Origin of the sequence: Cytobacillus oceanisediminis (assembly GCF_003182355.1) — a bacterium.
GTDB classification, from domain to species: domain Bacteria; phylum Bacillota; class Bacilli; order Bacillales; family Cytobacillaceae; genus Cytobacillus; species Cytobacillus oceanisediminis_A.
Genome location: NZ_QGTW01000011.1, coordinates 36624 through 61892, shown reverse-complemented (window position 1 = coordinate 61892; position 25269 = coordinate 36624). Strand labels below are relative to the sequence as shown.

At 42.0% G+C, this 25269-nt stretch carries 24 protein-coding genes; 16 read left to right on the top strand and 8 right to left on the bottom strand.

The genetic code is table 11. From position 1 onward, the window contains the following. Positions 1-326: 326 nt before the first annotated feature. Both DFO73_RS19005 and DFO73_RS19000 read left to right on the top strand, forming a co-directional pair. On the top strand, positions 327-1166 hold the full coding sequence (locus tag DFO73_RS19005) for an EcsC family protein (protein ID WP_110066293.1): 840 nt from the start codon (positions 327-329) through the stop codon (positions 1164-1166). Positions 1167-1227: 61 nt separating this feature from the next. Further along, positions 1228-1740 carry a MogA/MoaB family molybdenum cofactor biosynthesis protein gene (locus DFO73_RS19000; protein ID WP_110066292.1) on the top strand — a complete coding sequence of 171 codons (513 nt, stop codon included), beginning with the start codon at positions 1228-1230 and terminating at the stop codon, positions 1738-1740. A gap of 487 nt (positions 1741-2227) precedes the next feature. Here the strand turns inward: DFO73_RS19000 and DFO73_RS18990 are convergent, their stop codons facing one another. Then, positions 2228-2542 carry a hypothetical protein gene (locus DFO73_RS18990; RefSeq protein WP_110066290.1) on the bottom strand — a complete coding sequence of 105 codons (315 nt, stop codon included), beginning with the start codon at positions 2540-2542 and terminating at the stop codon, positions 2228-2230. A gap of 306 nt (positions 2543-2848) precedes the next feature. Between DFO73_RS18990 and pbp4b the strand changes: the two genes are divergently transcribed. The 3 genes from pbp4b to argH all read left to right on the top strand — a co-directional run bounded on the left by pbp4b (position 2849) and on the right by argH (position 7054). Next, on the top strand, positions 2849-4186 hold the full coding sequence (gene pbp4b, locus DFO73_RS18985) for a penicillin binding protein PBP4B (RefSeq protein WP_181396067.1): 1338 nt from the start codon (positions 2849-2851) through the stop codon (positions 4184-4186). 271 nt (positions 4187-4457) lie between these two features. Next, complete coding sequence (locus DFO73_RS18980) at positions 4458-5663, top strand: argininosuccinate synthase (RefSeq protein ID WP_110066288.1); 1206 nt, start codon at positions 4458-4460, stop codon at positions 5661-5663. Beyond that, positions 5660-7054, top strand: coding sequence for an argininosuccinate lyase (gene argH, locus DFO73_RS18975; RefSeq protein WP_110066287.1), 1395 nt, complete (start codon positions 5660-5662; stop codon positions 7052-7054). The genes DFO73_RS18980 and argH overlap by 4 nt, the downstream gene beginning before the upstream one ends. Before the next feature lie 62 nt (positions 7055-7116). On the opposite strand, the gene DFO73_RS18970 is transcribed toward argH, so the two are convergent. Further along, positions 7117-7569: a universal stress protein gene (locus DFO73_RS18970; RefSeq protein ID WP_110066286.1), complete on the bottom strand. Its 453-nt coding sequence runs from the start codon at positions 7567-7569 to the stop codon at positions 7117-7119. 110 nt (positions 7570-7679) lie between these two features. Between DFO73_RS18970 and DFO73_RS28800 the strand changes: the two genes are divergently transcribed. Next, complete coding sequence (locus tag DFO73_RS28800; RefSeq protein WP_181396065.1) at positions 7680-7847, top strand: hypothetical protein; 168 nt, start codon at positions 7680-7682, stop codon at positions 7845-7847. A gap of 22 nt (positions 7848-7869) precedes the next feature. Here the strand turns inward: DFO73_RS28800 and DFO73_RS18965 are convergent, their stop codons facing one another. After that, positions 7870-9126 (bottom strand): purine-cytosine permease family protein, encoded by a 1257-nt coding sequence (locus DFO73_RS18965; RefSeq protein ID WP_258309602.1) that lies wholly within the window; start codon positions 9124-9126, stop codon positions 7870-7872. 255 nt (positions 9127-9381) lie between these two features. Here DFO73_RS18965 and ald point away from each other — a divergent pair, with 255 nt between their 5' ends. Then, positions 9382-10503 (top strand): alanine dehydrogenase, encoded by a 1122-nt coding sequence (gene ald, locus DFO73_RS18960; RefSeq protein ID WP_110066285.1) that lies wholly within the window; start codon positions 9382-9384, stop codon positions 10501-10503. Between the two features lie 237 nt (positions 10504-10740). On the opposite strand, the gene DFO73_RS18955 is transcribed toward ald, so the two are convergent. Further along, entirely contained in the window at positions 10741-11838 is a 1098-nt protein-coding gene (locus DFO73_RS18955) for a M24 family metallopeptidase (RefSeq protein ID WP_110066284.1), read from the bottom strand. Between the two features lie 165 nt (positions 11839-12003). Here DFO73_RS18955 and DFO73_RS18950 point away from each other — a divergent pair, with 165 nt between their 5' ends. Continuing rightward, complete coding sequence (locus tag DFO73_RS18950) at positions 12004-12684, top strand: metal-dependent hydrolase (protein WP_110066283.1); 681 nt, start codon at positions 12004-12006, stop codon at positions 12682-12684. Positions 12685-12935: 251 nt separating this feature from the next. Further along, on the top strand, positions 12936-13184 hold the full coding sequence (locus DFO73_RS18940; protein ID WP_110066281.1) for a hypothetical protein: 249 nt from the start codon (positions 12936-12938) through the stop codon (positions 13182-13184). An 81-nt stretch (positions 13185-13265) separates the two neighbouring features. Here the strand turns inward: DFO73_RS18940 and DFO73_RS28315 are convergent, their stop codons facing one another. Continuing rightward, positions 13266-13460 (bottom strand): hypothetical protein, encoded by a 195-nt coding sequence (locus DFO73_RS28315; protein WP_142669537.1) that lies wholly within the window; start codon positions 13458-13460, stop codon positions 13266-13268. Positions 13461-13515: 55 nt separating this feature from the next. On the opposite strand from DFO73_RS28315, the gene DFO73_RS18935 reads away from it, so the two are divergent. After that, positions 13516-14835: a CBS domain-containing protein gene (locus tag DFO73_RS18935; RefSeq protein WP_110066280.1), complete on the top strand. Its 1320-nt coding sequence runs from the start codon at positions 13516-13518 to the stop codon at positions 14833-14835. A gap of 107 nt (positions 14836-14942) precedes the next feature. Here DFO73_RS18935 and DFO73_RS18930 read toward each other — a convergent pair whose 3' ends face one another. Next, positions 14943-15248 carry a YtpI family protein gene (locus tag DFO73_RS18930; RefSeq protein WP_110066279.1) on the bottom strand — a complete coding sequence of 102 codons (306 nt, stop codon included), beginning with the start codon at positions 15246-15248 and terminating at the stop codon, positions 14943-14945. Between the two features lie 139 nt (positions 15249-15387). Between DFO73_RS18930 and DFO73_RS18925 the strand changes: the two genes are divergently transcribed. Next, the gene (locus tag DFO73_RS18925; RefSeq protein WP_110066278.1) at positions 15388-16326 is read left to right on the top strand and encodes a DHH family phosphoesterase; all 939 of its coding nucleotides are present in this window, start codon (positions 15388-15390) and stop codon (positions 16324-16326) included. Positions 16327-16354: 28 nt separating this feature from the next. On the opposite strand, the gene ytrI is transcribed toward DFO73_RS18925, so the two are convergent. Further along, the gene (ytrI, locus tag DFO73_RS18920) at positions 16355-16855 is read right to left on the bottom strand and encodes a sporulation membrane protein YtrI (RefSeq protein ID WP_110066277.1); all 501 of its coding nucleotides are present in this window, start codon (positions 16853-16855) and stop codon (positions 16355-16357) included. Further along, a complete protein-coding gene (locus DFO73_RS18915) occupies positions 16852-17190 on the bottom strand; it encodes a YtrH family sporulation protein (protein WP_110066276.1) in 339 nt (112 codons plus the stop codon). The genes ytrI and DFO73_RS18915 overlap by 4 nt, the downstream gene beginning before the upstream one ends. A 565-nt stretch (positions 17191-17755) precedes the next feature. Between DFO73_RS18915 and dnaE the strand changes: the two genes are divergently transcribed. From dnaE to accA, 5 genes are all read left to right on the top strand, one after another. Next, positions 17756-21115: a DNA polymerase III subunit alpha gene (gene dnaE / locus DFO73_RS18910; protein WP_110066275.1), complete on the top strand. Its 3360-nt coding sequence runs from the start codon at positions 17756-17758 to the stop codon at positions 21113-21115. 246 nt (positions 21116-21361) lie between these two features. Then, a complete protein-coding gene (locus DFO73_RS18905; RefSeq protein WP_110066274.1) occupies positions 21362-22600 on the top strand; it encodes an NAD(P)-dependent malic enzyme in 1239 nt (412 codons plus the stop codon). Between the two features lie 68 nt (positions 22601-22668). Further along, on the top strand, positions 22669-23232 hold the full coding sequence (locus DFO73_RS18900) for a FadR/GntR family transcriptional regulator (protein ID WP_375137335.1): 564 nt from the start codon (positions 22669-22671) through the stop codon (positions 23230-23232). A gap of 175 nt (positions 23233-23407) precedes the next feature. Further along, complete coding sequence (accD, locus tag DFO73_RS18895; RefSeq protein ID WP_110066272.1) at positions 23408-24286, top strand: acetyl-CoA carboxylase, carboxyltransferase subunit beta; 879 nt, start codon at positions 23408-23410, stop codon at positions 24284-24286. Beyond that, on the top strand, positions 24271-25248 hold the full coding sequence (accA, locus tag DFO73_RS18890; RefSeq protein WP_110066271.1) for an acetyl-CoA carboxylase carboxyl transferase subunit alpha: 978 nt from the start codon (positions 24271-24273) through the stop codon (positions 25246-25248). The genes accD and accA overlap by 16 nt, the downstream gene beginning before the upstream one ends. The last annotated feature ends 21 nt before the right edge of the window (positions 25249-25269 follow it).

Here is a 25269-nt window from a genome sequence, read left to right as displayed (position 1 = left end):
TTAAAGCTTGTTGTTGTTTTTTAGCACCCTGTTGATTGGCGCGGATGGCACGAACTCCTCGAAAATGCATTCGCATTTTCTTCGTGCGGTGTTTATTCAAGGATGCTTATTCAACGTCCTGCGGGAGTGCGGATCAAAGGGAGACCCCGCAGGAGCAAAGCGACGAGGAGCGTCGGACCGCCCGCGGAAAGGGAGTGCCTGCAGCGGAAATCAACAGGTAAATTTAACAGAGCCTTTATATTTAATAGGCGAAAGGACGGAAGGAGAATTTGCCAACTTAATTATGCTATACTGAGACCAATAAGAAGTTGTTGGGAGGAATTGCGATGCCATTGAGTGAACGGGAAAATAGTGTTTTGGCCGGAATTCGTGATTGGGAAAGTAAATTGCATAGCTATGAACCCAATGATTTGGAATTAGTCTATGAAAAGTCATTGGAAAGGTCTTTTTCATTGTTGCCTGAAGAGGCGCAGCAGCAGTTTTTTTCAGCCCTGGACAGCTGGCTGTTCCATCTTCATGCACTTATCCAGGGATCACAGCTGCAGATGGATGCCAAGGAACGTATATTGACTGCAGGCCGTGTCTTTCATTCTGAAATTGAGACAATTGAAGATCTTAAAGCATTAAATATCGACCAGCTTCAATACATAGCACAGCAGCAGATTGCGCGCCATCGGCTATATTCTTTTGCTCAGGGAGGAGTTGCCGGTACAGGCAGCTCCCTGATGCTTGGTGCAGATATTCCGGCAATGGCTGTCATTAATCTTCGGGCTGTACAGCTTATAGCTATGACCTATGGTTTCGAAGTCAATACCCCATACGAAATGATGAGTTCTCTTAAGGTTTTCCATGCTGCCACCCTTCCGCCGCGAATGCAGGGCAGTGCCTGGGAAGAATTAATGTATGAGCTCCAAAGCCAGGAAGAGTTCTATTTCTATGAAGGGAAGGAAGATTTAACGGATATTACGTGGATTGAGCAGCCAATGAAGCAGCTGTTCAAAGCGATGGCTATTTACTTTTTCCGGAAAAAATCGGTTCAAGGGATTCCTTTTATCAGCATGGCGATTGGAGCAGGGGCCAATTACCAGCTGACAAGAAAAGTAACAGATTTCGCCCATAAATATTATCAAATGAGATATTTGCAGGAAAAGAAAAAGCGCAGCTGAGAATTTTTAGATAGACGACACGATTGAGGCTAACTAGGAATATAAGCAAAGGTGATGCTATATGAGTACATTCGAACATAAAAAAGAAGCGCCAAAAGAAGTAAGATGTAAAATTGTAACAGTCAGCGATACAAGGGATAAAGATACGGATAAAAGCGGCAAGCTGATGATCCAGCTATTGGAAGAGGCAGGACATATCATTGCTGATTATGTAATTGTGAAAGATGAATCTATTCCGATCCGCGAAGCAGTGTTAAAAGGGTGCGAAGACTCCAATATAGATGTTGTGCTTACCAACGGCGGTACGGGAATCGCTTTGCGAGACGTCACAATCGAAACAGTGAGAGACTTGTTTGATAAGGAAATAGACGGATTCGGCGAACTTTTCCGTATGTTAAGCTATACGGAGGATATCGGCTCGGCAGCCATTCTTTCGAGAGCGGCTGCCGGCACAGTCAAAAATAAAGCAGTATTCTCAACCCCAGGTTCCTCCGGTGCAGTACGTCTTGCCATGAATAAGCTGATACTTCCTGAACTCGGACATGTTGTCAGGGAATTGAAGAAAGACTTATAAATAAGAAAAATCCTTTCCGGCAGGAAAGGATTTTTTAAAAGATAAGAAAGTATAACTTTGAACTATGAAGGCACCCTATCTATCGACTCGACATGCTTCCATCACCTCGTCTACGATGCACAGGATGTGCTAGTAAGGCGAGTGCGCACAGGACGTGCGCGTTTCCGGGCGTTATAAGTCAAAATCAAATTCGTATTTCCTTTAACTCAAAAAAGAAACTCAGACAAAAAGCGCCAAGTCGTTCCGAAAGCTCCAAGTCCTTCCAAAAGCTCCCGCTTTTAGTCGTGCGACGTATCGCTGCAGTAGCTATCCTTGTCCTGAGGCAACGTCTGAGTGACTCACATCCTCCCAAAAGCTGACGAAGCCTTTTTTGTCCTGTGGCCCCAGTCCACCACGCTCCGTCGATGCGCACTAAGGAAAGCTCCTTAGAATAAACTTCGCAGGAACAAGCGGTTTTTTGCTTGTTCCGAAGAGCGCCTTTCCTTTTCTATGAATGCATTTTTCCTGTAATATCCTGATTGGTTCTATACCAGAGCCATAAATCATTTATAACTGATGCAAGCTCGGAAATTTCGCTGTTCAGTTTGCAAGATCTTTCGAAATTGCCCTCATCCGACAGCTCAGCCTGTTTCCTGTTTATATCCGCTTCAAGCTCAGCAATCCGATCTGGAATCCTGCCTCTAATCCTTTCCCACTGAAACAAAATCCCCTGCTGCGTTTTCCGGGAATATTCATCCCACTCGCGGTCAAAATCCGGAATGGGGATACCAAGCCGGTTATCATGCAAAAAATGCTCTTCCATTATAAAGCCCCCAAACAATGATCTTGTGTTCATTTTACTATAAAGCTAACTTTGCTGCATGAATTATTTAGTAACCATTTTCTTTATTGCAGATAATACAATAGGACTAATTTATAACTAATAAACTAAATTCTTCTGGTATAGAGGAACTGAATTGGCTGATAGTCTCTTGTTTTTATTTACAGAATTAGTAAGATTGAAATATTATTTAAACTATTAAAAATATTCTATTAATTATTCTAGGGGGAGAAGATGAGGAAATTTTTAAACCATTTAGTTGTATTTAGCATGGCGGCAGTATTGGTGATGCCTTGGCATTCTAATGCATTTGCCGATTCTTTAGTCAACAAAGGAAATGAAATCTCGGAAGCAGACGTCTATAAAGATAAAAAGTCAACAGAATATTCAACTCTAAAACAAGCCAAAAGACCGGAGGATGCTGGCTTTTCTTCCGAAAAACTTAAACAGGTTGATAAGCTAATCAATGAAGAAATAGAAAATGGCTTTCCAGGAGCCGCTCTTGTTGTTATTAAGGATGGGAAAATAGTCAAAAATTCAGCTTACGGTTACGCCAAAATATACGAAGAATCTGAAATGCTTAAGCATCCGCAAAAAATGAAGACAAACACAATGTTTGATTTAGCATCTAATACGAAAATGTACTCTATTAATTTCGCACTTCAGCATTTAGTCAGTGAAGGGAAAGTTGATTTAAACGATAAGATCCAGCATTATTACCCTGAATTCAAGGATAAAGCTGGAGATAATGTAAAAGGCAAAGATGAACTCCGCATAATTGATTTGCTCCATCATACAGCTGGTTTCCCTTCCAGTGTGCATTATCATAACCCGGATAGGGCAGGTGAATTATATTCCCAGGAACGAAGCAGAACACTCGAAATGATATTAATGACTCCTCTTCAATACGAACCGGGTACAAAGCAGATTTATAGTGATATTGATTATATGCTTCTTGGATTTATTATTGAAAAAGTAACAGGGGAAAAACTTGACCAATATACTGAAAAGCAAATCTATGAACCATTAGGGTTAAAAAATACGCTCTTCAACCCTCTTCGAAAAGGATTTAAAGAAAAGAACTTTGCTGCTACTGAATTAAATGGAAACACAAGAGATGGGGCAGTTAACTTCCCTAATATAAGAGCTTATACTCTTCAGGGGGAAGTTCATGATGAAAAATCCTTTTATTCAATGGATGGAGTATCCGGGCATGCAGGATTATTTTCCACAACCGGAGATCTCGCTGTGCTTATGCAGGTTATGCTGAATGGGGGCGGATATGGAAATGTAAAACTTTTTGATAAAGAGACGATAGACCTGTTTGTAAAACCTTATGAAATGAATCCTACATATGGATTAGGCTGGCGCCTGAATGGAAACTCAAGCATGGAATGGATGTTCAGCAAATATGCAAACGAAGAAGTTTTTGGCCATACAGGCTGGACAGGAACAGTTACTGTTATTGACAGGAAAAATAACTTGGCCATTGCATTGTTAACAAATAAAAAACATTCACCTGTTATTGATCCGCTTACAGATCCTCATAAGTTTTATGGTGACACATACAGTATCAGTCAATATGGAAGTATCGTGTCAGCAGTTTATGAAGCTTTAATTCAATAAATATGGATAGCAAAAGCCTTTTTAAGGCTTTTGCTTTTTTTATTAGGATCTGTTAAAGCTCAGTGTTGATATTGGCACCCTGTTGATTGAGCGGAAATCAACAGGCAAGCTTAATAGAGCCTTTAATTAAAAAAACTTGTTAATTTTTATACATTTTTAAGAATAAGTATTGATTTTTAAAAGAAAGGTTGTTAAAGTAAGAGAATAATAAATGAATAAAAACATAGTTTAATTGTATATTTATACGAGTATTCATGAGGAGGAAATATAAATGTCACAAAATAAAGTAGTTCTTGCATATTCAGGCGGTTTAGATACATCAGTTGCTATTAAATGGCTTCAGGATCAAGGTTATTCAGTCGTTGCCTGCTGCCTTGATGTCGGTGAAGGAAAAGACCTGAACTTTATCCAGAAAAAAGCTTTGTCTGTTGGAGCGGTTCAGTCATATGTAATTGATGCGAAAGAAGAGTTTGCTAATGAATATGCACTTGTTGCTCTCCAGGCACATGCACTTTATGAAAATAAATATCCATTGATTTCTGCCCTTTCACGTCCGCTGATTGCCAAAAAGCTAGTTGAAGTTGCAGAAAAAGAAGGCGCTGTTGCAGTTGCACATGGATGTACAGGTAAAGGGAACGACCAGGTTCGTTTTGAAGTAGCCATTCAGGCTCTTAATCCAGACCTTCAGGTATTGGCTCCGGTTCGTGAGTGGAGCTGGTCACGTGAAGAAGAAATTGAATATGCAAAACAAAATGATATTCCAATTCCAATTAACCTGGATTCTCCATACAGCATTGACCAAAATTTATGGGGAAGAAGCAATGAGTGCGGAGTGCTTGAAGATCCATGGGCAGCTCCTCCGGAAGATGCATACGATTTAACAGTTTCTTTGGAAAAAGCTCCTGATACACCTGATACAGTTGAAATCGGCTTCGAAAAGGGAGTTCCGGTCAGCTTAAATGGAAAAGCAATGCAGCTTTCCGAGCTTATTGCCGAACTGAACGAGCTTGCTGGCAAACACGGTGTTGGACGAATTGATCATGTGGAAAACCGCCTTGTCGGCATCAAATCCCGTGAGGTTTACGAATGCCCGGGTGCAATGACATTGCTTAAAGCTCATAAAGAGCTGGAAGATTTAACACTCGTGAAAGAAGTGGCTCACTTTAAACCGGTTATTGAGAAAAAAATTGCTGAGCTTATTTATGAAGGCCTGTGGTTCTCACAGCTGAATAATGCATTGGCTGCATTCCTTAAGGAAACGCAGAGCTTTGTTACAGGTACAGTACGAGTCAAGCTGTTTAAAGGGCATGCGATTGTAGAAGGCAGAAAATCTCCGTATTCTCTATATGATGAAAAACTGGCTACTTATACATCTGAGGATGAGTTTGACCATAATGCGGCAGTTGGCTTTATCAAGCTATGGGGCTTGCCGACTAAAGTTCAAAGCATCGTCCAAAACAAGAAGGTGACAGTGTGAAAAAGTTATGGGGCGGCAGATTCACAAAGTCTGCTGAAGAATGGGTAGATGAATTTGGAGCCTCGATTTCATTTGACCAGGAATTAGTAATGGAAGATATAGAGGGAAGCATGGCCCATGTTGCCATGCTTTCCAAAACGGGGATTATTACAGAGGACGAAGCCGCTAAAATTAAAAAGGGCCTGCAGCAGCTTAAGGAGAAAGCTGCTAATGACGAACTGTCTTACTCCGTGAAACTGGAAGACATCCATTTAAATCTTGAAAGCTACCTCACTGAATTGGCAGGTCCCGTCGGCGGAAAGCTCCATACAGCAAGAAGCCGAAATGACCAGGTAGCAACAGATATGCACCTATACTTGCGCAAACAGGTTAAGCAGATTGTTGAATTGATTAATGAAATGCAGGAAGAGCTGATTGAGCAGGCTGAAAAAAATGTAGAAACCATTATGCCAGGATATACACATCTGCAAAGAGCCCAGCCAATTTCCTTTGCACATCATTTAATGGCCTATTTCTGGATGCTCGAGCGCGATAAAGAACGCTTTGCGGAAAGCTTGAAGCGAATTAATATTTCTCCGCTTGGTGCCGGTGCGCTTGCCGGAACGACTTTTCCGATCGACCGCGAGTATTCTGCTGATCTGCTCGGTTTTGCAGGCATCTATGAAAACAGCCTTGATGCTGTCAGCGATCGAGATTTTATCCTTGAATTCTTATCATCAAGCTCCATTCTAATGATGCATCTTTCTCGCCTAAGCGAAGAATTCATCCTTTGGTCAAGCCAGGAATTTCAATTCATTGAATTGGATGACAGCTTTGCGACAGGCAGCAGCATTATGCCGCAGAAGAAAAATCCTGACATGGCTGAGCTTATACGCGGCAAAACCGGACGTGTATATGGAAACCTAATGGGCTTGCTTACGGTGCTAAAGGGCCTGCCGCTTGCCTATAACAAGGATATGCAGGAAGACAAGGAAGGCATGTTTGACACAGTTAAAACTGTTACCGGATCACTAAAAATCTTTGCCGGAATGATCCGTACGATGAAGGTGAAAAATGAGCAAATGGAAAAAGCGACAAAAAATGATTTTTCCAATGCCACTGAATTGGCCGATTACCTATCAGATAAAGGAATTCCATTCAGGGAAGCCCATGAGATCGTAGGCAAGCTTGTACTTACTTGTGTGGATAAAGGCTGCTTCCTTGGAGGTTTGCCGCTTGATGAATTTAAGAAGGCCAATACATTGTTCGAAGAAGATATATATGAAGTCCTGGATCCTTATACAGCTGTCAAAAGAAGAAATAGCGCTGGGGGAACCGGCTTTAAGCAAGTGAATATTGCCATTGAAAAAGCTAAGAAATACCTTGCGAAAAAAGAGCAGGCTGTGAACTAATTATTATTCCTATACAAAAAGGACGCTGTTGTTAAAACAGCGTCCTTTCTTCTATATAAGGCCTACTCATCTTCTTTATCCGTTCTTACAACGAGGACATCACAGCGGGCATAGCGGGTAATATGTTCAGAAACACTTCCAATCAGGAATCGTTCAACTGCATTCATGCCGGTAGCACCGCAAATGATTAAGTCCACGTTATGCTTTCTGGCAACATCTTTTGGAATCTTCACTTTTGGAGAACCGTAATCGATTTCAAACCTTACATTTTCAATGCCAGCTTCCACTGCTATTCTTTTATATTTTTCCATTAATTCAGTTGCAAAGCGGTCAGCTCTTTCAGCAATCGTGCGGTCATAAGCTTCTACAGTGGCAAAAGTGCGGGTATCAATAATATGTGCCAAAACCATAGAGGCATTATTCCGTTTAGCGATTTCAATTGCTTTTTTAAACGCCCATTCTGCTTCAGTTGAACCATCTACGGCGACTAATATGTTCTTATACTTCATGCCCATTTTAATCTCCTCCTTTACCTATATTATACAGCTGCCAAATGTGAATATCTGTTACAAAACATCGAACAATAGTAAAGCCGATGAAAAATTCTTTAAAAGGAGCAGATGACATGGAAAAGCGGGAACCGAAAGCACAGTCACCATATTTATACGATGAGCAGGGTACCAATGAGGTAAGCGCGCAAATTATGAATGCTTATAACAGCGGTGTTATTGACCAGTCGAACGCGGATTTTGACATGGAAGCACATGAACGCAATGAAGGAAGATTACAATAAAGAAGATTCCAAAAAGCTGTCATTACGATGACAGCTTTTGTTGTCTTTTTAATTGGCGGCGATCTTTTAATCTTCCATATCTGTGAAAAATAAAATATCCTAAACCAGTTAAGAAAAATGAGATGAATCCGGGTGAGATAAGATCGGGCAGGGCAAGATATATCAGTGCGCCGAAAATGATCGACATAAGTCCTTCTCGGTTCTGATCAGATTGGCTGATAAACAGCTTTGTTAGATGTTCTTCTGAAAGAGTGCCTTTTTTTACGAATATAAAGTCTGCTATGATAACAGCGGAAATCGGAATAATAAAAATACCGAGCATGGATATATATTCCTGTGCTTTATTCACAACTGCAGGTAAACAGCTGAGAACAACAGCAGCAGCTCCGAATATAAGTGTACTTTTTACTCTGCCCAGGTTTTGAAAGATATTTAATAGGCTAAATCCACCTGTATAGGCATTGTTCATGTTTATCGAAAGCATGGATGTCATGGCACAAATAAAAATGAGCAGCAATACCCAGCTGGAAGACGCAAGGCTGCCAGCTGAAACAAAGGGATTCCATTCACCGAATTGAGACGCGGATAAAGCTCCTAGTATAGCAGTAATGGAGAAGCCCAATGTGTTGCCGGCAAACAATCCCCAAAAGGCTCCTTTTGCTGATGCCGCATAACGGGCCATATCGGAAGATGCACTCGCACCGGAAACATATTGAATAAAAACAAGAGATGAATACAGAAAGAACGATCCAAAGCTCCATTGAGAATGCGATAAGGAGCCAAAAGATTGGGTACTCGAAAGTTCTTTTATAAAAAGTACAAAAAGGACAACCTGCCCAATGATTAAAAATGGCATAAAATATTTTATAGCTTTCTTGACTGCATCAAATCCAATCAGGGCAAGCAAACTCATCAATCCTGCCAGAAATACCGATACAAGCGCTAACGGCAGCCTTATTTCAAAAGCTTTCTCCAGCAAACTGATCAGGACTGCAGATCCGCCGATTGTCTGGACAGAGAACCAATAAAGGGACGTAACCGATCGGATAGGAGAAGAGATATACCGTGCCCCAGCATTGCCAAGTATGGATCTAATGGCAAACTGTGCTGGTATTCCATGCCTGGAGCCAGGCAGTGACAACAAAGACACAAAAAGGAAGGCCGCGGCAGCCCCCATAATCGTTGATGCAACAGCCGCAAAAAATGAGAGTCCGCCCGTCAAAACAGCGAGCGCGGGAACAAGAAAGTTTCCGGAATTAATGGAAAAAGCCGCCTGCAAATAAAAATAATCATACCATTTGGTCGTTTTTAATTCGGCAGGAACGCCTCCAGACCGAATCTTTCTATGGATGAAAATGTGGTTGACTGCTTTTTGTCGGAAGATGGCATAGGAAAATTCCTTTCTTAAAATACATTGATTTCATTTTACCTGAGGACATTCCGGAAAGGGCTATATTTTTGCCCCTCTGGTATATTTTCCGATAGAAAAGCCAAATAAGTGGATAAAGAATCTATTTTACAGGAGGTATGCATCATGCGTATCGGGGTACCGAAAGAAGTAAAAAACAATGAGAACAGGGTAGCTATGACGCCAGCTGGCGTGGTAAACCTAATCCACTTTGGGCACGAGGTTTATATTGAAACTGGTGCAGGAACAGGTTCGGGTTTTCTCGATGAAGACTATGTAAATGCAGGGGCAAAAATTGTTCAAACTGCAGAAGAAGCGTGGTCAATGGAGATGGTTATGAAGGTAAAAGAGCCGCTTCCAGTTGAATATGCCTATTTCCGTGAAGGGTTAATTCTGTTTACATATTTACATTTGGCTGCAGAACCTGAACTGACACGGGCTTTGATCGAGAAAAAAGTGGCTGGCATTGCCTATGAAACCGTCCAACTTCCAAATCGGACACTACCCTTGCTGACTCCAATGAGTGAAGTAGCCGGGAGGATGGCAGCCCAGGTAGGGGCACAATTTTTAGAAAAGGTATACGGAGGAAAAGGAATTCTGTTATCGGGGGTACCGGGTGTCCATCGCGGAAAAGTAACAATTATCGGAGGTGGTGTCGCGGGAACCAATGCGGCAAAAATGGCCATTGGCCTTGGGGCGAAGGTTACGATTATCGATCTAAACCCTGAACGTCTTCGCCAGCTTGATGATATTTTCGGAAAAGAAGTGACAACACTAATATCAAATCCTTTCAACATTGCGGAAGCTGTTAAGGAGTCTGACCTAGTGATAGGGGCTGTCCTGATTCCCGGGGCAAAAGCGCCAAAGCTCGTAACAGAGGAAATGATCAAGACAATGAGCTCCGGATCTGTTGTTGTGGATATTGCTATTGACCAGGGCGGGATTTTTGAAACAACTGACAAAATTACAACACATGATAATCCAACCTACGAAAAGCATGGTGTAGTCCATTATGCTGTTGCAAATATGCCTGGTGCTGTTCCACGCACATCGACACTTGCATTGACAAATGTAACGGTCCCGTATGCAGTTCAAATTGCCAATAAAGGCTACAAGCAGGCATGCTTGGAGAACGAGGCACTAATGAAGGGCATTAACACATTGAACGGCTATGTGACATACAAAGCAGTAGCCGAAGCACATAAGCTTGACTATTCAGATACCGGGACGCAGCTGGTGCAGCAATGAATGAAAAAATCCGGAGTCTTAAAACTCCGGATTTTTTTATGGGTTTCTCTGGGCGGGTTGAACAGTAGTCCCCATGAGGGATCACTGCATGCACTTTCTTTTCACTCGTTGCAGAGTGTGGCATCATATGGATCCGAATAGACATCGGCATCCTGCTGGATCGGTTATATTTCCTTCGTATTCTTTTACATCCACAAAAAAAATCCCTTTTTCAAGATCGTATTTGATTTTCATCGCCTACCTGATAATTTGAAGTTCTTTCGGGAACTTGGTCAGAATTTCGACTCCATCTGCTGTTACGGCAAGGTCGTCTTCAATCCGGACGCCGGCAACGCCTGGAACATAGATGCCTGGTTCAATCGTGAAAACCATGCCTTCCTCAAGCAGAAGTGAATTAGTTTCGGTTAATGAAGGGTATTCATGGACGCTTACACCAAGTCCATGGCCCAATCGGTGTGGAAAATAATCTCCATAGCCGGCTTCTGAAATCAGATTCCTTGCCGTTAAGTCTATTTCAGAACAAGGCGCTCCCGGCTTACTTGCTTCAACAGCCGCAAGCTGTGCCTTTAAAACGGTATCATAAATCTCCTTTTGTTTATCGTTAATATCACCGTATGCAACGGTTCTTGTGATATCTGAACAGTATCCATTCCAGACAACACCCAGGTCAAAAAGCACTAAATCCCCTTTTTGGATTTTGGTCATTCCAGGTGTTCCATGCGGGGAAGCTCCATTTGCACCTGTAAGCACCATTGTAGAAAAAGACATTTCGTTTACGCCTTTTTTCTTTAAAGCATATTCAACAGCAGCTAAAACCTCAAGCTCTGTTTTTCCTTCCTGGATTTCAGCACAGCCTGTTTCGATGGCAAAGTCAGCCAATGAACAGGCTTCGCGAATGATTTCCAATTCCTTTTCGTCTTTGACCATTCGAAGCTTCCTGAGTTTTTCTTCTGCTGAAACAAATGCTGCTCCGCTGAACAGATTTGAAATTGCTTCATATCGTTCTACATTCATATGTTCTTTTTCGATAGCTGCTTTTTCCACTTTTCCTATTCTGCTATATATGGATTTCTGAATATATTCCCATGGATTTTGGATATCGCTGTAACCAATGATTTCGTGGCTCCAGCCAGCATGTTTGGCATCCTCTTTTTCCATGGCCGGGCATACAAGGAAAGGCTCTTCCTCCTGAAAAACGGCCAGCCCAAGCAAGCGCTCGTGCGGATCGCTTAAAAAACCGCTTAAATAAAAGACATTATCTGGAGATGTCACAAAGCTGACTTGTATATCATTATCCTTCATCCACTGTGATAGTTTCTGCAATCTGTTGTTCATAATGAACCTCCTTCTGTACTGTTACCTTGAGAGTAGCAACTAAATAAGAAAAAGTAAACTTTTTAAAGGCTATTAATTAGGGTATATATTTAAATTGGAGGCAGGATTAACCCGTTTTTCGTTGAAGTAAAATTACATAACATGATTTTTGAGAGGAGTTTTAAAATGAAAGTATCGTACCACGGCCATTCAGTTGTTAAAATTGAATCACAGGGAAAAACAATTTTAATCGACCCATTTATTACAGGCAATGGACTGACAGATTTAAAAGCGGATGAGCAGAAACCTGATGTTATCATTGTTACACATGGACATGGTGACCATCTTGGTGACACGATTGAACTGGCAAAACGCAATGACTCTCTTGTCATTGCCAATTTTGAGCTTGCCACTTACTTAGGCTGGCAGGGAGTTAATGCACATGGCATGTCTATCGGCGGGGGCTATGATTTCGATTTTGGAAGAGTAAAGCTAACACCTGCATTCCATGGAACAGGCCTTGAGACTGAAAATAATGAGATCATTTACCTGGGAATGCCTGCAGGCGTACTCATTACTTTAGAAGGAAAAACGATTTACCATGCAGGGGATACAGGACTTTTCTCTGATATGAAACTAATCGGCGACCGCCACCCCATTGACCTGGCATTCCTGCCGATCGGCGACAATTTTACAATGGGTCCGGACGATGCCGCATACGCTGCCAAGCTTTTGGGTGCCAAAAAGGTTGTGCCGATTCATTTCAACACTTTCCCGCCAATCAAGCAAGATCCGCATAAATTCACAAGCATGCTGGAGAATGGCACAGGCCAGGTGCTCGAAGCAGGAGAAATCATCGAATTATAATGGAAAAACGCAGCTTCTGCTATGGAAGGCTGCGTTTTTCTATGAGATTTAGCAAGAAAATTAATTTTTATCAACGAAAAAATCAATATATCGATGATATGGCAGATTATATCAACGAATTCTCCCGCATATCAACGAAAATAATAATTTACCGTATTATACTTTCGGAATCCAGCCCCAATCTAAAAACATCTCATTTTCCTGGCCTGTCCGCATAGATTTTAAAGAGGATGTTATAAAGGAGGATGCTTATGAACAAAAATCGATATTTACTATGTCTGCTGCTGTGCGGGTTGATGCTTTATTATGCTGCGCCAAGGCTTGGCGTTTTTAATGGGGGAACAGAAGGGATTTTCGCAATTAGCTGGCTGGCATTTGCCCTATTTATCATCGCCGGAAATCTGACTGCTTTGCTGTATGCTCCGAAAAAAGCGGAAGCAGCCCAAAAACGCACACGTCAAATGATGGCCAAAAAGAGAGTCCGCTCGTTCAGCAGATAAGGTTAGACTTTCATTAGTGGAGTTTTATTTCACTGACGGTTAGTCATGTTCGAGTGTCGGTATGATTTGTTTACTCTGCAATTAAATCGACACTGCGAGCCTGATTAATTCAACTGACCCTTTAAAAAAATCAAAGGTAATTTCACTGTAGCTCATCAATAGGGCTTTTACGGAAATTGGCTCATCCGATTTTCTCTCTCTCTTTACATTTTCGTCTTCCGAATGAATGAGAACCAATGCGGGAAAAGCCAATAATGCCGAAGTCAATTGTATCAAGGCCTTTTTACCCTTATAATGAAAATATAGGAATAATTTGTAGAGGGTGAAAGTCTTGGCTACTAAGCATGAGCAAATTTTACAATACATTGATGAACTGCCGGTAGGGGAAAAGATATCAGTCAGACAGATCGCCAAGGCGCTTGCAGTTAGTGAAGGGACTGCTTACAGAGCGATTAAGGATGCAGAAAATAAAGGGTATGTGAGCACGATTGAACGTGTGGGCACGATAAGGATAGAACGCAAAAAGAAAGAGAATATCGAGAAGCTGACTTTTGCAGAAGTTGTTAATATTGTTGATGGCCAGGTCCTGGGCGGAAGAGCCGGCCTCCACAAAACGCTGAACAAGTTCGTTATTGGGGCCATGAAGCTTGAAGCGATGATGAGGTATACAGATGCCGGAAACCTGCTGATTGTCGGAAACAGGACTCAGGCCCATGAACTGGCATTGAAGGCAGGAGCTGCGGTTTTAATAACAGGCGGGTTTGATACCGAGGACCACGTTAAGAAGCTGGCTGACGATCTCCAGCTGCCTGTCATCTCAAGCAGCTATGACACGTTCACCGTCGCGACAATGATTAACCGCGCAATTTATGACCAGTTGATTAAAAAAGAAATTGTTCTTGTGGAGGACATTTTAACCCCTCTTCAAGAAGCAATTGTCTTAAAAACGACTGACACTATTGAGGATTGGCTGAAGTACAACCGTGAAACCAATCATAGCCGTTTTCCGGTGGTCGACCATAATTTGAAGGTTCAGGGAGTGGTTACATCCAAGGATATTATGGGCCATGATCCGGGAATGCCTATTGAAAAAGTCATGACCAAAAACCCAATGACTGTTGGCGGCAAAACAAGCGTAGCTTCTTCCTCCCATATGATGGTTTGGGAAGGCATTGAACTTCTTCCTGTTGTAGATGAAGCGAACAAATTGGAAGGGATTGTAAGCAGGCAGGATGTGCTAAAAGCTCTGCAAATGATTCAGCGCCAGCCGCAAGTGGGTGAAACCATTGATGATATCGTTACAAACCAGCTTGTGCTGACAAGAGGCAAAACGAAAGGCGAGGATGTTTATCGCTGTGAAGTTACGCCGCAGATGACCAATCATCTTGGAACGATTTCTTATGGAGTATTTACGACAATCGTTTCTGAAGCAGCAAACAGAGTTTTAAGAAGCTATAAAAAAGGGGACCTGGTTGTAGAAAATATGACGATCTATTTCATTAAGCCCGTACAGATCGACAGTATGCTTGAGATCTATCCGAAAGTACTGGAAGTAGGACGCAAATTCGGGAAAGTGGATGTGGAAGTATTTAATGAAGGTGTCCTCGTTGGCAAGGCCATGATGATGTGCCAGCTGATTGACCGGCATTAATTGAAAAATGTAGCCCGGCAGAGGTTTTGGGCATAAGAAAAGCCGCTCCCATCGGAAACGGCTTTTTTTAAATTTTAATTTAAGCAATAGGCCTGCCATCACTCTTTTTAATTCTTCCTTGCTTCCTCAGCCTCTTTTGCTGCGTGAGGCAGGTAAAACTTATAGGCTTTTATGCCGCCCCAAATGCTTAATCCTCCAACAAGGATAAAAATAATACCGACAATAAGCGCTGTGGCTGTATCATATAAAAACAGCTGATTTAACCCAAAGAAAGCAACGAATGCACCAAGAGCCATTTTAGACTTCGCTGAGATCCATTGTCTTTCAGCCGGCTGCTTGCTTCTGAAGAGTTTGATTTTGTAGAAAATATAGAAAGAAAAAGAGAGAATGATCAGGATTACAAAGATAGGCATATCGCAACCTCCAAGTTTCGACAATCTCTTATTATTCTACCTGCTTAATTAAAAAAATGCCATAAGTGTACTGAGTTTTCTTTTTCTTTTTCACCATGATGTGGTAAAAATAAAGTATTCCGAATAAAAGGAGCGCGCAATGAAACAAAAGATACTTGATGAAATTAAAAAATATAAAACGATCATTATTCATAGGCATGTCCGTCCCGATCCGGATGCGTACGGATCACAGGGAGGACTTGCTGAAATCCTGAAGGCTTCGTTTCCTGAAAAAAATATTTTCACTGTAGGCAAGGAAGAAGAAACACTTCATTTTATGAGAAGACTCGATGAAATACCTGATGATACATACAATGAGGCACTTGTAATTGTCTGTGATACGGCAAATGCTGAGCGTATATGTGATGACAGATACACTCAGGGCGACAAGCTAATTAAAATTGACCATCATCCGAATATGGATCCATATGGAGACATGATGTGGGTCGATACAGATGCAAGCTCAACCAGTGAATTGATTTATGAATTTTACCTTTTTGGAAAAGACCAGGGCCTAAAGATGTCTGATGAAGCTGCAAGGCTATTATTTGCTGGCATTGTAGGGGACACCGGCCGCTTTCTTTATCCAAGCACAACAGAAAAAACATTTGCTTATGCAGGAGAGCTGATTCACTATAATTTTTCGAGGCCTGAACTTTTTAATAAAATGTATGAGTTAAAAGCTAATATCGTTAAATTAAAGGGCTATGTACTGCAAAACTTCGAAGTGAAAAAATATGGGGCAGCTATAATGGTTCTGAAAAAAGAACTGCTTGAGGAGTTTCAGGCACTACCATCGGAAGCTTCCCTTCTTGTAAGTGTCCTTGGCGATGTAAAGGGAATAAAAGCGTGGGTTTTCTTTATTGAGGAAAGTGATCAAATCCGTGTCCGCTTCCGGTCAAAAGGCCCGATTATTAATGAGATTGCGAGAAAATATAAAGGCGGGGGCCATCCACTCGCTGCCGGCGCATCGATTTATTCATGGGATGAACTGGATTCAGTAGTAAGAGATTTAGAGGAAACATGCAAAGAAAACTAGTATGGATTGCCCGGCTTTTGGCCGGGCCTCAATCCAGCATAATATTCAATTCGATCGAAACTGTTGTGTAAATCACCATCTCTTTTACTTCAACTCGATATCTTTTTTCATTCACTCTATGTGTTCTATTTTCTATTATTTTTTTGATCAATTCACTGCTTTTATAAACTGTATCAATATCTTTGGCCACCATCATGCTAATGTCCTCTTTAATATCATCTTCAAGCTGAAAGACACTGAAAGAATCCAGCTTATATTTCTCGCCGTTTACAATTTTAATGGTAATATCCTGGACAGTCAGCATTTTCTGGTTTTCTTTATTAAGCTTTTTAAATTCCTCCTGCCAAATTTCTTTATCCTTTTCCAATTCATAAATGGCGTCCTTTTGCAGCTCGATTTCCTTGCTGTATCTTTCCTGCCATTCACCAAAAATATATAAAAATATAAACCAGCTTATCATGCCCCCTATAGCCATGCCCGCAAAAAAACGCTGCCAGGACGGCAGGCGGTAGTATGGCGGGATTCTCATGATGAAATATGCTCCTGTGTCAGCCAGTTAATAAGCATGGCACCGGTTTGGGCTCCTCCAAGAGCAGAAAGAATTAACATAAACTGTTTAAATATATCTTTAGTCTGTCCATCCAATACGCCCTTTTCGAAGCTGTAAACTGTATCAAAGGTGCCTCCGATTGCTGCAATGATGGCCCAAATGCGAATCATGCTGGAAATCTTGAAGATTTCATTCAAAGGCGGCTTGCCCGTCAAAAAAGCCGCCAATCCTCCAATGATTGAACCGCCTATTAAAACACCGAGAGCAATGAAGTAACTCTCAATTAGAGTAGAAAAAAAAGGCTGGGTTTTCATTTCATCCATCCTAACTGCAGGGGGGAATCCTGCCTGAATTATCTTGATACTTCATCATATGGACAAACTCTGGAAAATATGTTTTAAGCCGCCTTTATAAAAGTTGTTTGAAAGCTAATTGTTGAGTTATCACTGTGCTGATCGGAACGGAAGGCGCGAGATTCCTTGAAAATGCATACGTATTTTTTTCGTACTGTGTTTATTCGAGGATGGTTTTTCAGAGTCCTGCGGAAAAAGCGTACCCAGGGAGAACCCCGCAGGCGTAGAACGCCGACGTCAGAAAGACAGCGGTTCGCTGATTGCCTGCAGTGGATATCAACACCTAGGGTTAACAGAGCTTTATAATAAGAGAACATATTTTCTTTTTGGAAACGGGCGTTCTATAATAAAGTGAAACTGTGATCAGCGGGGAGGCCTTATTCCCCGCTGGTCACTAGGGAACCAATCGGGCCTTTACGGGCAGTTGGCCCCTATCTATTCTTTGAAACTTGCTCAAGTCTAAAATGGGGCTTACTGCCCGTTAGACTGCGATAAAAATAGCAGAGAAATTAAGGGTGTGAGAAACGTGTCATTTATTCACCTTCATGTATATAGCGCCTATAGCCTGCTGTCCAGCACAGCAAGAATAGAGCAGCTGGTTTTAAGTGCCAGGGAAAAGGGATTTCCCGCTCTGGCTTTAACAGACAAAAATGTCATGTACGGTGCGGTCGCCTTTTATAAAGAGTGCTTAAAGCAATCCATTAAGCCGATTATGGGCTTAACTGTGGATGTACTGAGTGAGGCGGATGAAGGCGAGGCTTATCCAATTGTCCTTCTGGCTAAAAACCAGCAAGGGTTTCAAAATCTATTAAAAATCACAAGCACAGTTCAGACAAAATCACCGGAAGGAATTCCGGTTAAGTGGCTAAAGCATTATGCAGGCGGTCTAATCGCCTTAACACCTGGCCAGGATGGCGAGATTGAGAGATATTTGAAGACTGGAGAATTCGATAAAGCCAAACGGACTGCAGAACTTTTTAGTGTGCTTTTTGAAAGAAATTCGTTTTTTCTTTCTTTGCAGGAGCATGGATTGCCTGAAGAGAAAATAATTCAGGAAGGCCTGGCCCGGCTCTCAGCAGAAACGGGAATTGAGCTGGCGGCCGCCAATAGTGTTTACTATCTGAAGAAGGAAGACGCTTTTTCCCATGAATGCCTGCTGGCCATAAAAAATGGGGAGAAGCTGGAGGATGAAGGCAGAGAACGCCTGGCAAATGATGAATACTACTTAAAAACTTCGCGGGAAATGGTAGAGTTATTGTCCGGATTCCCGGATGCTTTGGAGAATACCATTAAGATTGCCGACCAATGCAACGTCATGCTCGAGTTGAACAAACAGAACCTTCCGAAGTATCCCGTTGAAAGAGGTTTAGGTGCAGATGGGCTATTAGAGGAAATTTGCTGGCAAGGCTTTGCTGAAAGATATCCTGATGCAGAAGTAGAACATAGCGACCGCTTGAAATACGAACTGAAAATAATAAAAGAAATGAAATTCAGCGATTATTTCCTAATTGTCTGGGATTTTATGAAATTTGCCAGGAACAATGGCATTCTAACCGGCCCTGGGCGGGGATCGGCTGCTGGTTCGATGGTTGCTTATGTACTGTACATAACAGATGTGGATCCAATCGAGCATAAGCTGCTGTTTGAACGATTCCTTAATCCGGAAAGAATATCCATGCCTGATATTGATATCGATTTTCCGGATCACAGAAGGGATGAGGTAATCCAGTATGTATCCAAAAAATATGGAGAGCTGCATGTTGCCCAGATCCTTACGTTCGGAACACTGGCGGCAAAAGCTGCTTTGCGGGATGTCGGCAGGGCATTTGGGTTAAATCCAAAAGAGTTAGACATTCTGTCGAGAAAAATCCCTTCCAAACTGGGTATCAATCTTAAAGGGGCTTACAAAGAGTCAGAACCATTAAGAAGGTTCACTCAAGAATCTGATTTAAACCGCAGGCTATTCGAAACAGCCCTTAAACTGGAAGGACTGCCAAGGCATACCTCTACACATGCTGCTGGAGTTGTCATCAGCGAGCATCCCCTTGTAGAGGCGATCCCTATCCAAAGAGGCCATGAAAATGTCTATTTGACTCAATATTCAATGGAGCATCTGGAGGATGTCGGCTTATTAAAAATGGACTTCCTTGGGCTCAGGAACCTGTCATTGATTGAAAATATTTTAAGCTCGATCCAGAGAAAAACAGGTAAACGAATTGATATCAAAAGGATTCCGCTGGATGATGCAGCTGTGTATAGCCTTCTTGGAAAAGGGGACACAACGGGTATTTTCCAGCTTGAATCAGCAGGGATGAGAAGTGTCCTGACCAGGCTGCAGCCAACCCGTTTTGAAGATATTGTAGCTGTTAATGCGCTTTATCGTCCCGGGCCAATGGAAAATATCCCGCTTTTTATCGACAGAAAGCATGGACGGCAAGAAGTATCTTACCCCCATCCCGATTTAAAGCCTATTCTTGAAAATACTTACGGAGTTATTGTCTATCAGGAACAAATTATGCAAATTGCCGCCAAAATGGCAGGCTTCTCGCTGGGAGAGGCAGATTTGCTGCGGCGGGCAGTCAGCAAAAAGCAAAAAGAAGTGCTTGATCGCGAACGCAGCCATTTTGTAGGCGGGGCCTTAAAAAAAGGATACAGTGAACAAACCGCCAATGATATTTATGATTTAATCGTACGTTTTGCGAACTACGGATTTAACCGAAGCCATGCTGTCGCTTACAGTTTTATAGCTTACCAGCTTGCATATTTGAAAACCCATTATCCGCTGCACTTTATGGCTTCCCTTCTGACATCAGTTATCGGCAATGAAGGGAAAATTGCCCAATATATCCGAGAGCTTAAGCAGATGGGCTTATCCATCCTTTCTCCTTCTATCAATCAAAGCGGCTATTCCTTTTTAGTCGAAAAAGACTCGGTCAGATACAGTCTTGCAGCTATTAAAGGGGTAGGGGCAGCGGCATTAAAAGATGTTTTTCAAGCAAGAAAAAATAAGCGGTTTGATGACTTATTTGATTTCTGTATAAGAGTATCAACTAAAGCTGTGAATCGTAAAGTTCTGGAAGCTTTGGTCCATTCAGGCAGCTTTGACGAATTTGGTGAAGACAGAGCTGTCCTGCTTGCCAGCCTCGATGTTGCTGCAGAACATGCCCAGCTGGTTAAACCGGAAGACGATCAGTTCGATTTCTTTGAAGACGATGAATTTTTTCCAAAACCAAAATATACTCAAGTCGATCCTATACGTCCTGAGGATAAGCTGAAATTCGAAAAAGAAGTCCTTGGCCTGTATTTATCCGACCATCCCGTTTCAGTTTATGAACCCCATTTTGCCCTGCTGGGTGCTGTTCCGCTTTTGGAGTTTGAACCTTCATCCAAAAAGGCGAGGGCAGTTGTATATGTGTCGGATGTAAAGAAAATCCGCACGAAAAAAGGGGAGCCAATGGCTTTTCTTTCCTTAAGCGACCAGTCCGGGGACATGGAGGCCGTCGTATTTCCAAAGATTTTTAATCGTTACTCGGCTCTATGTTCTCAGGGAAATATTATTTTTTTGGAAGGGAAAATGGAAGAGCGGGAAGGAAAGAGGCAGCTGATCGTGCAGCACCTTGAGGCTGCAAAGGAAGCTATTGAAAGAATGGAAAACATGGATCCGGTTTTATATCTGCGAATTACAAAGGAAAAAGAAGCAGCAGAAAATCTGCGTTTCCTTAAGGAATTATTTAAGAAAAATGAGGGATCCATACAGGTTGTTCTATATTACGAAAGCTCCCAAAAAAGTATTCGTCTTGGAGAAGAGGACCTGGTTCACCCATCGGATGAATTTATAAACCAGCTAATTAATTTACTGGGAAAGAATAACGTGATTTTAAAGTAGTTTCCCTTTACAACAATAACAATTATGGTATATTTGTAAGAAGAAAATAAACTGGTCTGACCACTATGGAAAATTAGAACAAGCTAATCCAGAAGATAGAAAACAGCTGTAAATTATGGAGCCTGCATCCATTATTGCGCGGATTAGTTTTCGTGCCGGTGATCCGGCCATTTAGAAATGGTTCATTATGCTATGTTAATATATACAAAGTCCTGTCCGGCTGCGGATAATTGAGGAGTGAATATTTTGACCTTACGTGAAGAAGCACTTCATATGCATAGAGTTAATAAGGGGAAATTGGAATCAAAATCAAAAGTACAGGTGCGCAATGCGAGAGATTTGAGCCTTGCCTACTCTCCTGGTGTCGCTGAGCCTTGTAAGGAGATTTACGATAAGCCTGAGACTGTATATGAGTATACAATGAAAGGCAATATGGTCGCGGTGGTTTCCGATGGTACAGCGGTGCTTGGGCTGGGGAACATTGGACCTGAAGCTGCTCTGCCTGTTATGGAAGGAAAGGCTGTCTTATTCAAGAGTTTCGCAGGAGTAGATGCTTTCCCAATCTGTCTGAACACTACAGACGTCGATAAAATTGTTGAAACCGTCAAGCTTCTTGAGCCGACTTTTGGAGGCGTGAATCTGGAAGATATTGCTGCTCCTCATTGCTTTTATGTAGAGGAGCGTTTAAAGAAGGAAACAAATATCCCTGTATTCCATGATGACCAGCATGGCACTGCGATCGTGACGGTTGCAGGCCTTGTGAATGCATTAAAGCTTTCCGGCAAAAAGATGAATGAAATCAAGGTTGTTGCGAACGGAGCTGGAGCAGCAGGCATTGCGATTATTAAGCTTCTGTATAGTTACGGTGTCCGCGACATTATTATGTGCGATACAAAGGGCGCTATTTATGAGGGCCGTCCTCAGGGCATGAATGAGATTAAAAATGAAGTAGCGAAATATACAAATCGAGATGATGTAAAAGGCAGTCTTGCTGATGTTATAAAAGGGGCAGACGTATTCATCGGGGTATCGGCAGCAGGAGCATTAACCGCGGAAATGATCAGTACAATGAATCAGGATCCGATTATATTCGCCATGGCTAATCCTACTCCTGAGATTATGCCTGATGAAGCAAAGGCAGCCGGGGCAATGGTAGTCGGAACAGGAAGATCAGATTTTCCTAACCAGGTAAATAATGTATTGGCATTCCCAGGAATTTTCCGTGGTGCTTTGGATGTAAGGGCTACTCATATCAATGAGAAAATGAAGGTAGCTGCGGTAGAAGCAATTGCAGGCTTGATTAAAGAGGAAGAGCTTAATGCTGATTATGTTATTCCAGGACCATTTGATCCGCGTGTGGCACCTGAAGTTGCTGCTGCAGTGGCTAAAGCAGCAATGGAAACGGGAGTTGCACGTATTAAGGTTGATCCTGATGAAGTGAAGGAAAAAACGAGAAGCCTTGCGATCATTGGAAAAGGTGAGTGATTCCATAAGTGAATTCACCTCAAAATAATACGAAGGTCTATATCGAAATAGTAAAACAGCTTAGATCCATGATCGAGCATGATGGCCTAAAGCCTGGAGATAGATTGCCTTCCGAACGAGAGCTTTCAGAGCGCCTGGGTGTTGGGCGCTCTTCCGTTCGGGAAGCTTTAAGGGCCCTTGAACTTCTTGGTTTAATTGAAACAAGGAGAGGTGAGGGTACTTTTATCCGGGATTTCAGAGGAAACCAGCTTGTACAGCTGCTCAGCACATTTATTCTTCAGGACCAAAAAGCAATTCGGGATGTAAAAGAGACAAAGTTTCTGATTGAGCTGGATTGTTTATGGCTAATCATCCAGAAGGCTGAGAAAGACCAGCTCCTTAAGTTCAAAAATTGGGCTCTGGAGGCAGATTACACAGAAGATGAGTTTTTCTTGGAGGTTGTCACCCTTGCAGATAATCATCTTTTTCTACGGATATGGATGATTTTAAAAGATTATTATAATTCCTTAGATCTAAAGAAAATGATCGTGTCCAAAACAGAGTACGCTGAGCTTATTGATACATTAATTTCTAAGAATGAATCTGAGGTTATTCGTGTATATAAAAACTTAAGAAAATTGTCGAAAGGTTAACGACAATTTTTTGCAGATTTTACAGTTGCTATAATCTATATTAAAAGAATCAGACAAGCAGTATATAAAGCCTATTATATAGGTATTCATTTTAAATTAGTGGTCTGACCACTGTTGAAAATTATGGAAAAGAATACGGATTTTTTCTAACAGCAATATTCAGGGAGGTTTCATCTTGCTTAAAGATATTTTTACTAAGACGAAGAAAAAGAAATATGCAACCATTCCATCGGAAACGGCAAAGCAGGATGTGCCGGAAGGAATCATGACAAAGTGTCCAAATTGTAAAAAAATCATGTATACTAAGGAGCTTGTCAAAAACCTAAAGGTTTGTTTCCACTGCCATTATCATCACTCAATGAACTCAAAAGAGCGATTGGCAAGTTTTTTGGATTCCAATAGCTTTGAAGAAATTAATGCAAATATGATTTCTGAAAACCCTCTGAACTTCCCGGACTATATTGAAAAACTTGAGAAGGATCGGGAAAAAACAAAAATAAATGAGGCGGTTGTCACTGGAACAGGTACTGTTAATGGTCAGAAAATAGTAGTGGCAGTCATGGATTCTACGTTCAGGATGGGAAGTATGGGATCTGTAGTCGGCGAGAAAATCACCCGTGCCATCGAAAAAGCTGATGAATTAGCTGTTCCTTTTATTATTTTTACTGCTTCAGGGGGGGCGAGGATGCAGGAAGGGGTCCTCAGCCTCATGCAAATGGCCAAAACGAGTGTAGCCTTAAAAAGGTTCAGTGATAATGGCGGTCTTATTATTTCCATTATGACTCACCCGACCACAGGCGGCGTGTCAGCAAGTTTTGCTTCCCTCGGAGATTATAATTTGGCTGAACCAGGTGCTTTGATCGGTTTTGCCGGCCGTCGAATCATTGAGCAAACAATCCGGGAAGAATTGCCGGAGGATTTCCAGACAGCTGAGTTCTTATTGAAACATGGCCAATTGGATGCAGTCATTTCAAGAACTGAATTAAAGGAAAAGATATCAACGATTTTATCAATACACCAACCAGGAGGTGACTTCCAATGGCAGGAGAATTAGAATTTGAGCGTCCGGTAACGGAGCTGAAAAAAAAGATTGCAGAATTGAAAGAGTTTACGAAAACGGCCGATGTGGATCTATCCTCTGAGATAGAAAAGCTGGAAGCACGCTTGGAAAAATTAGAAACGGACATATATGAAAACATGAAACCTTGGGATCGCGTGCAAATTGCCCGCCATCCAGCAAGGCCAACTACACTGGACTATATCTCATATCTTTTTGAGGACTTTTTCGAATGCCACGGTGACCGTGCTTTTGGGGATGATGAAGCGATTGTCGGCGGTATAGCGAAATTTAAAGGCCTTCCGGTGACAGTTATCGGGCATCAGCGCGGAAAAGATACGAAAGAGAATATTCGCAGAAACTTTGGAATGCCTCATCCAGAAGGATACCGGAAAGCGTTAAGGCTTATGAAGCAGGCGGATAAGTTCCGGAGGCCGATTATTTGTTTTATTGATACGAAAGGCGCTTATCCTGGCAAAGCTGCCGAGGAACGTGGACAGAGCGAAGCGATCGCCAAAAACCTATTTGAAATGGCCAGCTTAAAGGTTCCTGTCATTTGCATCGTCATTGGTGAAGGCGGAAGCGGCGGTGCGCTGGCACTGGGTGTGGGCAACCATATTCATATGCTGGAAAACTCCACTTATTCTGTAATCTCTCCTGAAGGTGCTGCTGCCATTCTTTGGAAGGATGCTTCTCAGGCTAAAAAAGCAGCAGAATCGATGAGAATTACAGCGCCGGATTTAAAAGAACTTGGCGTTGTGGATCAGATAGTTGAAGAGGTAAAAGGCGGCGCCCATAAAGATGTTAAAACCCAGGCAGCAGAAATTGAATCTGTTCTGTATAACTCTTTAAAGGATTTAATGAGTTTGTCGGAAGAACAATTGGTCGACCACAGGTACAACAAGTTCAAATCTATTGGTGAATATTCGTTTTTAAAGGAATTTATTGGGGTAAAATAAAAACGTGCTTTCGGGCACGTT

What these genes read in the sequence shown, in the direction of transcription:
- DFO73_RS28800 (WP_181396065.1), top strand. Translation starts at nt 7,680, where the DNA reads ATGGAAAAGCGGGAACCGAAAGCACAGTCACCATATTTATACGATGAG.
- DFO73_RS18980 (WP_110066288.1), top strand. Translation starts at nt 4,458, where the DNA reads ATGTCACAAAATAAAGTAGTTCTTGCATATTCAGGCGGTTTAGATACA.
- DFO73_RS19000 (WP_110066292.1), top strand. Translation starts at nt 1,228, where the DNA reads ATGAGTACATTCGAACATAAAAAAGAAGCGCCAAAAGAAGTAAGATGT.
- accA (WP_110066271.1), top strand. Translation starts at nt 24,271, where the DNA reads ATGGCAGGAGAATTAGAATTTGAGCGTCCGGTAACGGAGCTGAAAAAA.
- DFO73_RS18950 (WP_110066283.1), top strand. Translation starts at nt 12,004, where the DNA reads ATGAAAGTATCGTACCACGGCCATTCAGTTGTTAAAATTGAATCACAG.
- DFO73_RS18925 (WP_110066278.1), top strand. Translation starts at nt 15,388, where the DNA reads ATGAAACAAAAGATACTTGATGAAATTAAAAAATATAAAACGATCATT.
- DFO73_RS18915 (WP_110066276.1), bottom strand. Translation starts at nt 17,190, where the DNA reads ATGAAAACCCAGCCTTTTTTTTCTACTCTAATTGAGAGTTACTTCATT.
- ald (WP_110066285.1), top strand. Translation starts at nt 9,382, where the DNA reads ATGCGTATCGGGGTACCGAAAGAAGTAAAAAACAATGAGAACAGGGTA.
- DFO73_RS18940 (WP_110066281.1), top strand. Translation starts at nt 12,936, where the DNA reads ATGAACAAAAATCGATATTTACTATGTCTGCTGCTGTGCGGGTTGATG.
- DFO73_RS18955 (WP_110066284.1), bottom strand. Translation starts at nt 11,838, where the DNA reads ATGAACAACAGATTGCAGAAACTATCACAGTGGATGAAGGATAATGAT.
- pbp4b (WP_181396067.1), top strand. Translation starts at nt 2,849, where the DNA reads ATGCCTTGGCATTCTAATGCATTTGCCGATTCTTTAGTCAACAAAGGA.
- DFO73_RS18990 (WP_110066290.1), bottom strand. Translation starts at nt 2,542, where the DNA reads ATGGAAGAGCATTTTTTGCATGATAACCGGCTTGGTATCCCCATTCCG.
- DFO73_RS18930 (WP_110066279.1), bottom strand. Translation starts at nt 15,248, where the DNA reads ATGCCTATCTTTGTAATCCTGATCATTCTCTCTTTTTCTTTCTATATT.
- DFO73_RS18900 (WP_375137335.1), top strand. Translation starts at nt 22,669, where the DNA reads ATGATCGAGCATGATGGCCTAAAGCCTGGAGATAGATTGCCTTCCGAA.
- DFO73_RS19005 (WP_110066293.1), top strand. Translation starts at nt 327, where the DNA reads ATGCCATTGAGTGAACGGGAAAATAGTGTTTTGGCCGGAATTCGTGAT.
- DFO73_RS18970 (WP_110066286.1), bottom strand. Translation starts at nt 7,569, where the DNA reads ATGGGCATGAAGTATAAGAACATATTAGTCGCCGTAGATGGTTCAACT.
- ytrI (WP_110066277.1), bottom strand. Translation starts at nt 16,855, where the DNA reads ATGAGAATCCCGCCATACTACCGCCTGCCGTCCTGGCAGCGTTTTTTT.